This is a genomic window from Xanthomonas sp. SHU 199 (assembly GCF_000364665.1).
Taxonomy (GTDB): Bacteria; Pseudomonadota; Gammaproteobacteria; order Xanthomonadales; family Xanthomonadaceae; genus Xanthomonas_A; species Xanthomonas_A sontii.
Window position 1 is genome coordinate 1 of the sequence record NZ_AQOI01000821.1, and the last position, 6,729, is coordinate 6,729.

The 6,729-nt window shown below is 70.0% G+C and carries 8 protein-coding genes; 7 read left to right on the top strand and 1 reads right to left on the bottom strand.

Features of this window, described 5'->3' with window-relative positions:
- The coding region (locus D183_RS25715) for a penicillin acylase family protein (RefSeq protein ID WP_039729419.1) at nt 1-733 on the bottom strand (733 nt) is incomplete at its 3' end.
- 191 nt (nt 734-924) lie between these two features.
- Between D183_RS25715 and bfr the strand changes: the two genes are divergently transcribed.
- The 7 genes from bfr to D183_RS0122490 all read left to right on the top strand — a co-directional run.
- Nucleotides 925-1,416, top strand: coding sequence for a bacterioferritin (bfr, locus tag D183_RS0122465; RefSeq protein ID WP_026143459.1), 492 nt, complete (start codon nt 925-927; stop codon nt 1,414-1,416).
- Between the two features lie 164 nt (nt 1,417-1,580).
- The gene (locus D183_RS27665) at nt 1,581-1,925 is read left to right on the top strand and encodes a hypothetical protein (protein ID WP_157835249.1); all 345 of its coding nucleotides are present in this window, start codon (nt 1,581-1,583) and stop codon (nt 1,923-1,925) included.
- A 74-nt stretch (nt 1,926-1,999) separates the two neighbouring features.
- Nucleotides 2,000-2,425: a DUF2147 domain-containing protein gene (locus tag D183_RS0122470; RefSeq protein ID WP_017910981.1), complete on the top strand. Its 426-nt coding sequence runs from the start codon at nt 2,000-2,002 to the stop codon at nt 2,423-2,425.
- Between the two features lie 116 nt (nt 2,426-2,541).
- Nucleotides 2,542-3,435 (top strand): TorF family putative porin, encoded by an 894-nt coding sequence (locus tag D183_RS0122475; protein ID WP_017910982.1) that lies wholly within the window; start codon nt 2,542-2,544, stop codon nt 3,433-3,435.
- Nucleotides 3,436-3,438: 3 nt separating this feature from the next.
- The gene (locus tag D183_RS0122480; protein WP_017910983.1) at nt 3,439-5,082 is read left to right on the top strand and encodes a xylulokinase; all 1,644 of its coding nucleotides are present in this window, start codon (nt 3,439-3,441) and stop codon (nt 5,080-5,082) included.
- On the top strand, nt 5,069-5,710 hold the full coding sequence (locus tag D183_RS0122485) for a class II aldolase/adducin family protein (RefSeq protein ID WP_017910984.1): 642 nt from the start codon (nt 5,069-5,071) through the stop codon (nt 5,708-5,710). Before D183_RS0122480 ends, D183_RS0122485 begins: the two co-directional genes overlap by 14 nt.
- A 49-nt stretch (nt 5,711-5,759) precedes the next feature.
- On the top strand, nt 5,760-6,729 hold a 970-nt coding region (locus D183_RS0122490), incomplete at its 3' end, for an aspartate aminotransferase family protein (RefSeq protein WP_017910985.1).

The following is a 6,729-nucleotide window of genomic DNA, read 5'->3' on the forward strand; positions in this document are numbered from 1 at the left end:
TGGGGGCGGGCGCGCCCGCCAGGTGGCGCAGATCGACCTGATCGGCGGAGGGCAGCTCCGCGTCGCCGCGCACGCTGCCGTCCAGCGTCGCGTCCCAACTGCTGCCCTCGTGACGCAGCAGGGCGTACAGCGGCGCCGGCAAGCGCTGCTGCAGGCGATACAGGGCCAGCTTGCGCTCGAGTTGTTTGCCCTGCAGGTCGAAGTACATCGCCTGGCCGGCCAGCGCCGAATCCACCGGCTGCCAGTCGCGTGGTGCGGCGAACAGCATCAGGTAAGGCCACGGCCGTATCCGCAACGCGTGCAGGCCCTGGTTGACGCCCGCACTGTAGGCCTGCAAGGCCGCCGCGTGCTGGCCGGCGAACGCGGCCAGTTGCGCGCTGCTGCGCGCGCGCAGGCGATGCGCCCGCCGTGCCTTGTCCACGTCCAGCGCGTGCGGACCGACCAGCTCGGACAGTTCGCCGGCGGCGGCGCGGCGCAGCAGGTCCATTTCGAAGAAGCGTTCCTGCGCGTGCACGTAGCCGAGCGCGCGCATCGCATCGGCCTCGTCGGCGGCATCGATGGTGACCACGCCCAGCGCGTCGCGCTGGATGCTTGCCGGTGCGCGCAGGCCTTGTAGCGGGGCCTTGCCGTCGAGCGTGGCCAGGCTGCCGCGCAGCAGCAGCCAGATACCCAGCGCCACGGCCGCCGTCAGCAGCAGCGTCCCCAGCAGCAGGCGTTTCCATCGACCGCGCATCGTCTCTCTCCGGTGGGCAAGTCTCCGATTCTAGACACGACTGCGTGTCGTTCCCGCGTAGGCGCGGCGCGCTGTGCGCGGGGTCACGCATCGCGGATGTGCGAGTCGGGATGTGAATGATTCCGATTGGAACGCGGCGCGGCGGCATCGGGCACTATGGCGCCCTCAGTCGACCCCACGGAGCCCGCCCCATGAAGGGACACCCCGACGTTGTGCAATGCCTCAAGGAGCTGCTGCGCGGCGAACTGGCCGCGCGCGACCAGTATTTCATCCACTCGCGGCGTTACGAGGACCAGGGCCTGCTGGCGCTGTACGAACGCATCAACCACGAGATGGAAGAGGAGACCGAGCACGCCGATGCGCTGCTGCGGCGCATCCTGTTCCTGGAGGGCGACCCGGACATGCGCCCGCATGCCTTCGAACCCGGGCGCACGGTCGAGGAGATGCTGGAGAAGGACCTGAAGGTCGAGTACGAAGTGCGCGCCAACCTGGCCGCGGGCATGAAGCTGTGCGAGCAGCATGGCGACTACGTCAGCCGCGACGTGCTGCTGGCGCAGTTGCGCGACACCGAGGAAGACCATGCCTGGTGGCTGGAACAACAGCTCGGCCTGATCAAGCGCATCGGCATGGCGCTGTACCAGACCTCGAAGATCGACGGGCACGTGTCCGGCAAGGACGCCTGATCCGTCCGTGCGCCTCCCGCTTGCGGGAGGCGCCGATGCACTGAGCGGGACCCATCCCCGCCATCGCGGCCGTGCCATCGCCGGCCGCTTCTGACCCGCCGATCGTGCCGGTCGCCACAACTCTCGCTGGCCCGCACCGGCGCTGCCGACCCTCGCGGGCGACAGTGCGCATCGCGATGCCGCGGCGGTTGCTGTTGCAGCAAGGCCGCAGCGACTGCCGACACGCCTTCTGCCCTTCTCGTTTCCTGACGCCGCCGATCGGGTTCGGCCGCGCGCGGCCGCGTTGCTGGATAGCGTGGCTGGCGCATTCGCTCGGTTCGCAGTGCGGCGCCATGGCGATCGGACGAGCCGATCTGTCGTCGCCGTCCTCCCCGATGGCTGTTGCAATGCCGCAAAAATCGGCCGTCGCACGCATGTCGCTGCACACGCGAACCCTTGAAATCCAGGCGTTTGCGCGCCTCGCCACGTCCGCGGCAAAGGCCCTGCGGACAATGCTTGCAAAACGGTAGTTATCGCTATACGGTAGTTTTCACTACTTAATTGCGCGATGGCGAGGGGGCGTTCGATGCAGGCGAGTCCGGGAATGAAGCGGTACGGCGCGGTCGGTGTGGTGGTGGCGGGATGGCTGCTGGCGACCGCGACGGCGTGTGCGGCGCCGGCCGCGGCGCAGGGGTTGTGGCTGACCGCGGCCAAGGACGCGGTGGTGGAGTTCGCGCCGTGCGCGGATGCGGCCACGGCCTTGTGCGGACGCATCGTCTGGGACAAGGACGCCGGCACCGCCACCGATACCTGCGGCGTGCAGATCGCGCGCCTGGGGCGCGAGGACGGCGATACCTGGCGCGACGGCTGGGCCTTCGATCCGCGCAGCGGCAAGCGCTACAAGGCCACGCTGCGCGCCAGCGGCAAATCGCTGGACCTGCGCGCCTTCGTCGGCGTGGAAGTGCTCGGCGAGACGGAACGCTTCACCCGCGTGCAGGCGCTGCCCAGCACGCCGGTCTGCGCCAAGTAATCACCCGCCGCGCGCGCGACGCGCCGGCACCCTCGACGTGCGGGGCCCGCGACGGCCGCCGCGCGTCCCACCTTCCTTAGCGAACAGGGGAGATTGAGATGACTGCAGTCCGCTTCATGGCGACCCTCGCGGGCGCACTGGCCCTGCACGGCGCGTGCTGTGCCCAGGCGCAGGCCCAGCAGGCCGACGCCGATGGCATGGTCAACTACGAGTTCCAGAACCAGATCAAGCTGATGAGCGAGCAGCGCACGCGCGGCGTGTCCGACTCGCTGATGCGCCCATCGCTGAAGTGGACCACCCAGTTCGTGCACGCCAGTGGTTTCGTCGCGCTGCTGGAGGTGGCCAAGGTCAGCAAGAAGCAGTTCCTCGATGGCGACGGGCTGGGCATCACCGCGGCGGCCGGCTACCGTTTCGGCAATCCCGATGCCTGGCATGCGGGCGTCGGTCTGGCGACGGAGCGCTTCCCCGGCGCCAGCTTCCTGGCCCCGCACCGGATCGATCTGGAGACGGGAACGCCTGAGGACATCCGCCGCACCGACTACGACAGCAATTTCGGCGTGCTCGAACTCGGCTACGGCGCGGTCGAGGGCCGCCTGCTGTACGTGTTCTCCAAGACCTACCGCGGTGCCGATACCGGCGGCGTGTGCGCGCAGATCCTGCAGTTCGCCGCCGATCCGACGACGGCGCTGCGCTGCTTCGCCCGTGGCGAGCACGACTCGCGCGGCACGCTGCTGGGCGATCTCAACTACCAGACGCCGCTGCTGCCGTCGGTATTGCCATCGACCACGCTGCGCCTGCACGCCGGCTACCAGAAGCTGCGCAACTTCAGCGAGGGCAGCTTCGCCGACTACCAGATCGGCGTCACCCACAAGCGCTGGGGCCTGGACTGGAACCTGGATTGGGTCAGCACCCGGGTCAACGCGCACGAGCTGTACTGGGTGCAGGACGGCGCGCGCATCCGCAAGACCGACGGCGACACCCTGGTGGCCTCGATCGGCTACACGTTCTGACCGATGCGCAGCGAACTGCTCGATGCCGACCGGGGCGGCGACCAGCCACTGGTGCTGGCGGTGGACCTGGGAACCTCCGGCTGCAAGTGCGCGCTGGTCACCCTGGAGGGCCAGGTGATCGCCTGGGCCTTCGAACCGGTGCCGCTGCACGTGCATGGCGTCTGCGCCGAGCAGGATCCGCGCGACTGGTGGAACGCGTTGCTGGTCACCGCGGCGGCGGTGCTGCAAGGCGGCGAGGCGTTGCGCCGGCGGGTGACCGCGGTGTGCTGCTCGACCCAGGGCGAGTGCACCGTATGCGTGGACCGCGACGGCCGCGCGTTGGGCAACGCCATGCTGTGGCTGGACATGCGCGGGCAGGCGGCGATCGCGCGGCGCCTGCGCGGGCGCTGGCTCAACGTGCGCGGCTACGCGCCGCTGAAACTGCTGCGCTGGCTGCGCCTGAGCGGCGGCGCGCCGGCCGGCAGCGGCAAGGATTGCGCCGGCCACATCGCCTACCTGCGCGACCACGAGCCGCAGCGCTACCAGCGCACGCACAAGTTCCTCAACGCGCTGGACTATCTCAACCTGCGCCTGACCGGGCGCTTCTGCGCCACCGCCGATTCGGTACTCACCACCTGGGTTACCGACAACCGCGACCCGATGCGCATCCGCTACGACGACGGCCTGCTGTGCTTGCTCGGCATCGAGCGCGACAAGCTGCCGGAGCTGGTGGCCTCCACCGAGGTGCTGGGACCGCTGCTGCCGGGCGTGGCCGCGCAACTGGGCCTGTCGCCGCAGACCCGAGTGATCGCCGGCGCCATCGACAACTCGGCGGTGGCGGTGGCCGCGGCGGTCGAGGACTACGCCGCGCATCTGTATCTGGGCACCTCGTCGTGGCTTGGCGCGCACGTGCCGCGGATGAAGACCGACGTGTTCAGCAACATCGCCGCGGTGCCGTGCGCGGTCAGCGGGCGCTACCTGGCCACCGCGCTGCAGTCCACCGCCGGCGCCAACCTGTCGTTCCTGCGCGACCGCATCCTATTCCATCCCGACGAACTGCTGCGCGACGAAGAACGCCCGGACGTGTACGAGGTGCTCAACGTCATCGCCGCGCGCGTGCCGGCCGGGGCCAACGGCTTGGTGTACATGCCGTGGCTGTTCGGCGAGCGCACTCCGGTCGAGGACCACAGCCTGCGTGCCGGGCTGGTCAACCTGTCGCTGATGCACACCCGCGAGGACATCATCCGCGCCTTCATGGAAGGGGTGGCGTTGAACACGCGCTGGATGATGGAACCGTTCGCGCGCTTGCTCGGCCGCGATCCGGGCGTGATCGCCGCGGTCGGCGGCGGCGCGCAGTCGGACCTGTGGTGCCAGATCATCGCCGACGTCAGCGGCCAGCCGATCCGGCAACTGCACAACCCGATCCAGGCCAATGCGATCGGCGCCACCTTCATCGCCGGCGTGGGCCTGGGCCGGCTGCGCTTCGCCGACCTGCCGGCGCTGCAACGCGCACGCCGGGTGTACGAACCGTCGCCGCGCAACCGTGCGCTGTACGACGACCGCTATGCGATGTTCCGCGAATTGCAGCGCACCCTGGCGCCGATCTACCGGCGCATGAATCCCCTTCCCGAATGCGTGCCGGAGGTTCCCCAGCATGTTTGCCCATGAACAACGCGCGCGCGTGGTCGCGCTGTGCGTGGACCTGTCGCGGCGCGGCTATCTGGCCGGGACCGGCGGCAACGTCGCCTTGCGCCTGGATGCCGAGCGCTTCGCGGTGACGCCCTCGGCCATCGATTACCTGGCGATGCGCGCCGAAGACATCTGCGTGGTGCGCCTGGCCGACCTGCGGCAACTGGATGGCGCCGCCACGCCGTCGGTGGAGACCGGGCTGCACGCGCAGGTGCTGCGGCGCCGCCCCGACGTGGCCTGCAGCATCCACACCCACCAGCCGGTGGCCAGCGCCTGCGCGCTGCTCGGCGCGGCGCTGGCGGTGGAGGATCCGGCATTGCAGGCGGCGATCGGCACGCGCGTGCCGATGGTCGGCTACTTCCCGTCCGGCACCGGGCTGCTGGCCTGGCTGCTGGCGCGCCAGCTGCGGCCGTCGAGCAACGCTTACCTGATGCGCAACCACGGCGTGCTGTGCTGCGGCCGCAGCCTGGAACAGGCGGTGGCGGCGGTCGATGCGCTGGAGCAGCTGGCGCGCGATCACCTGGCGCGCCGCATCGAACGCCGCGCCCTGCACGACGCCGGCCTGGCCGCGCCGTTGCGCGCCGTCCTCACCGCCCTGGAGGCCTGAGCGCATGCACGCCCTTTCCGTTTCCGTTCCCTCGAGCCCGGCACCGACCATGAGCCAGACCCCCGCCATTTCGCAATGGCCCGATGTGGACCAGTTGTACGCGCGCTTCCATGCGCTGGTGAACCAGCCGATGCGGCCGATCGGCGCCGCCGGCATGGCCAAGGTGATGCGCTATTTCGACGAGCGTTGCCAGGGCTCCAAACGCCTGGGCGAGGCGGCCAAGCAGGTGATCCCCGGCGGCGTGCAGCACAACCTGGCGTTCAACCATCCGTTCCCGCTGGCCATGCACAGCGCCGAGGGCGCGTACCTGACCGACGTCGACGGCAACCGCTACATCGACTTCCTGCAGGCCGGCGGCCCGACCCTGCTCGGATCCAATCCGCCGGAACTGCGCGAGCACGTGCAGGCGGTACTGGACCAGTGCGGCCCGGTGACCGGCCTGCTGCACGCGTGCGAGGTCAAGCTGGCCGAACTGGTCTGCGCCAGCATGCCGGCGGTGGAGATGCTGCGCCTGCTCGGCTCCGGCACCGAGGCGGTGATGGGCGCAGTACGCCTGGCCCGCACCCACACCCGCAAGAAATGGATCATCAAGATCGGCGGCGCCTACCACGGCTGGAGCGACCAGTTGGTGTACGGCATGCGCCTGCCGGGCACCGGGCGCATGGAGGCGATCGGCATCCCGCGTGGCGCCACCGCCCATACCCAGGAATGCCATCCCAACGATCTGGAGGCATTGCGGCGCAAGCTGCAGTTCAATCGCCTGCGCGGCGGCACCGCGGCGGTGCTGCTGGAACCGCTGGGGCCGGAGAGCGGCACGCGGCCGGTGCATCACGACTACAACCGGCAGGTGCGCAAGTTGTGCGACGAGTTCGGCGCGCTGCTGATCTTCGACGAAGTGGTCACCGGCTTCCGGCTCGGCCCGGGCGGTGCGCAAGGCTACTTCGGGGTCCTGCCGGACATCACCGTGCTCGGCAAGTGCCTGGCCGGCGGCTATCCGATGGCCGGCGCGATCGGCGGGC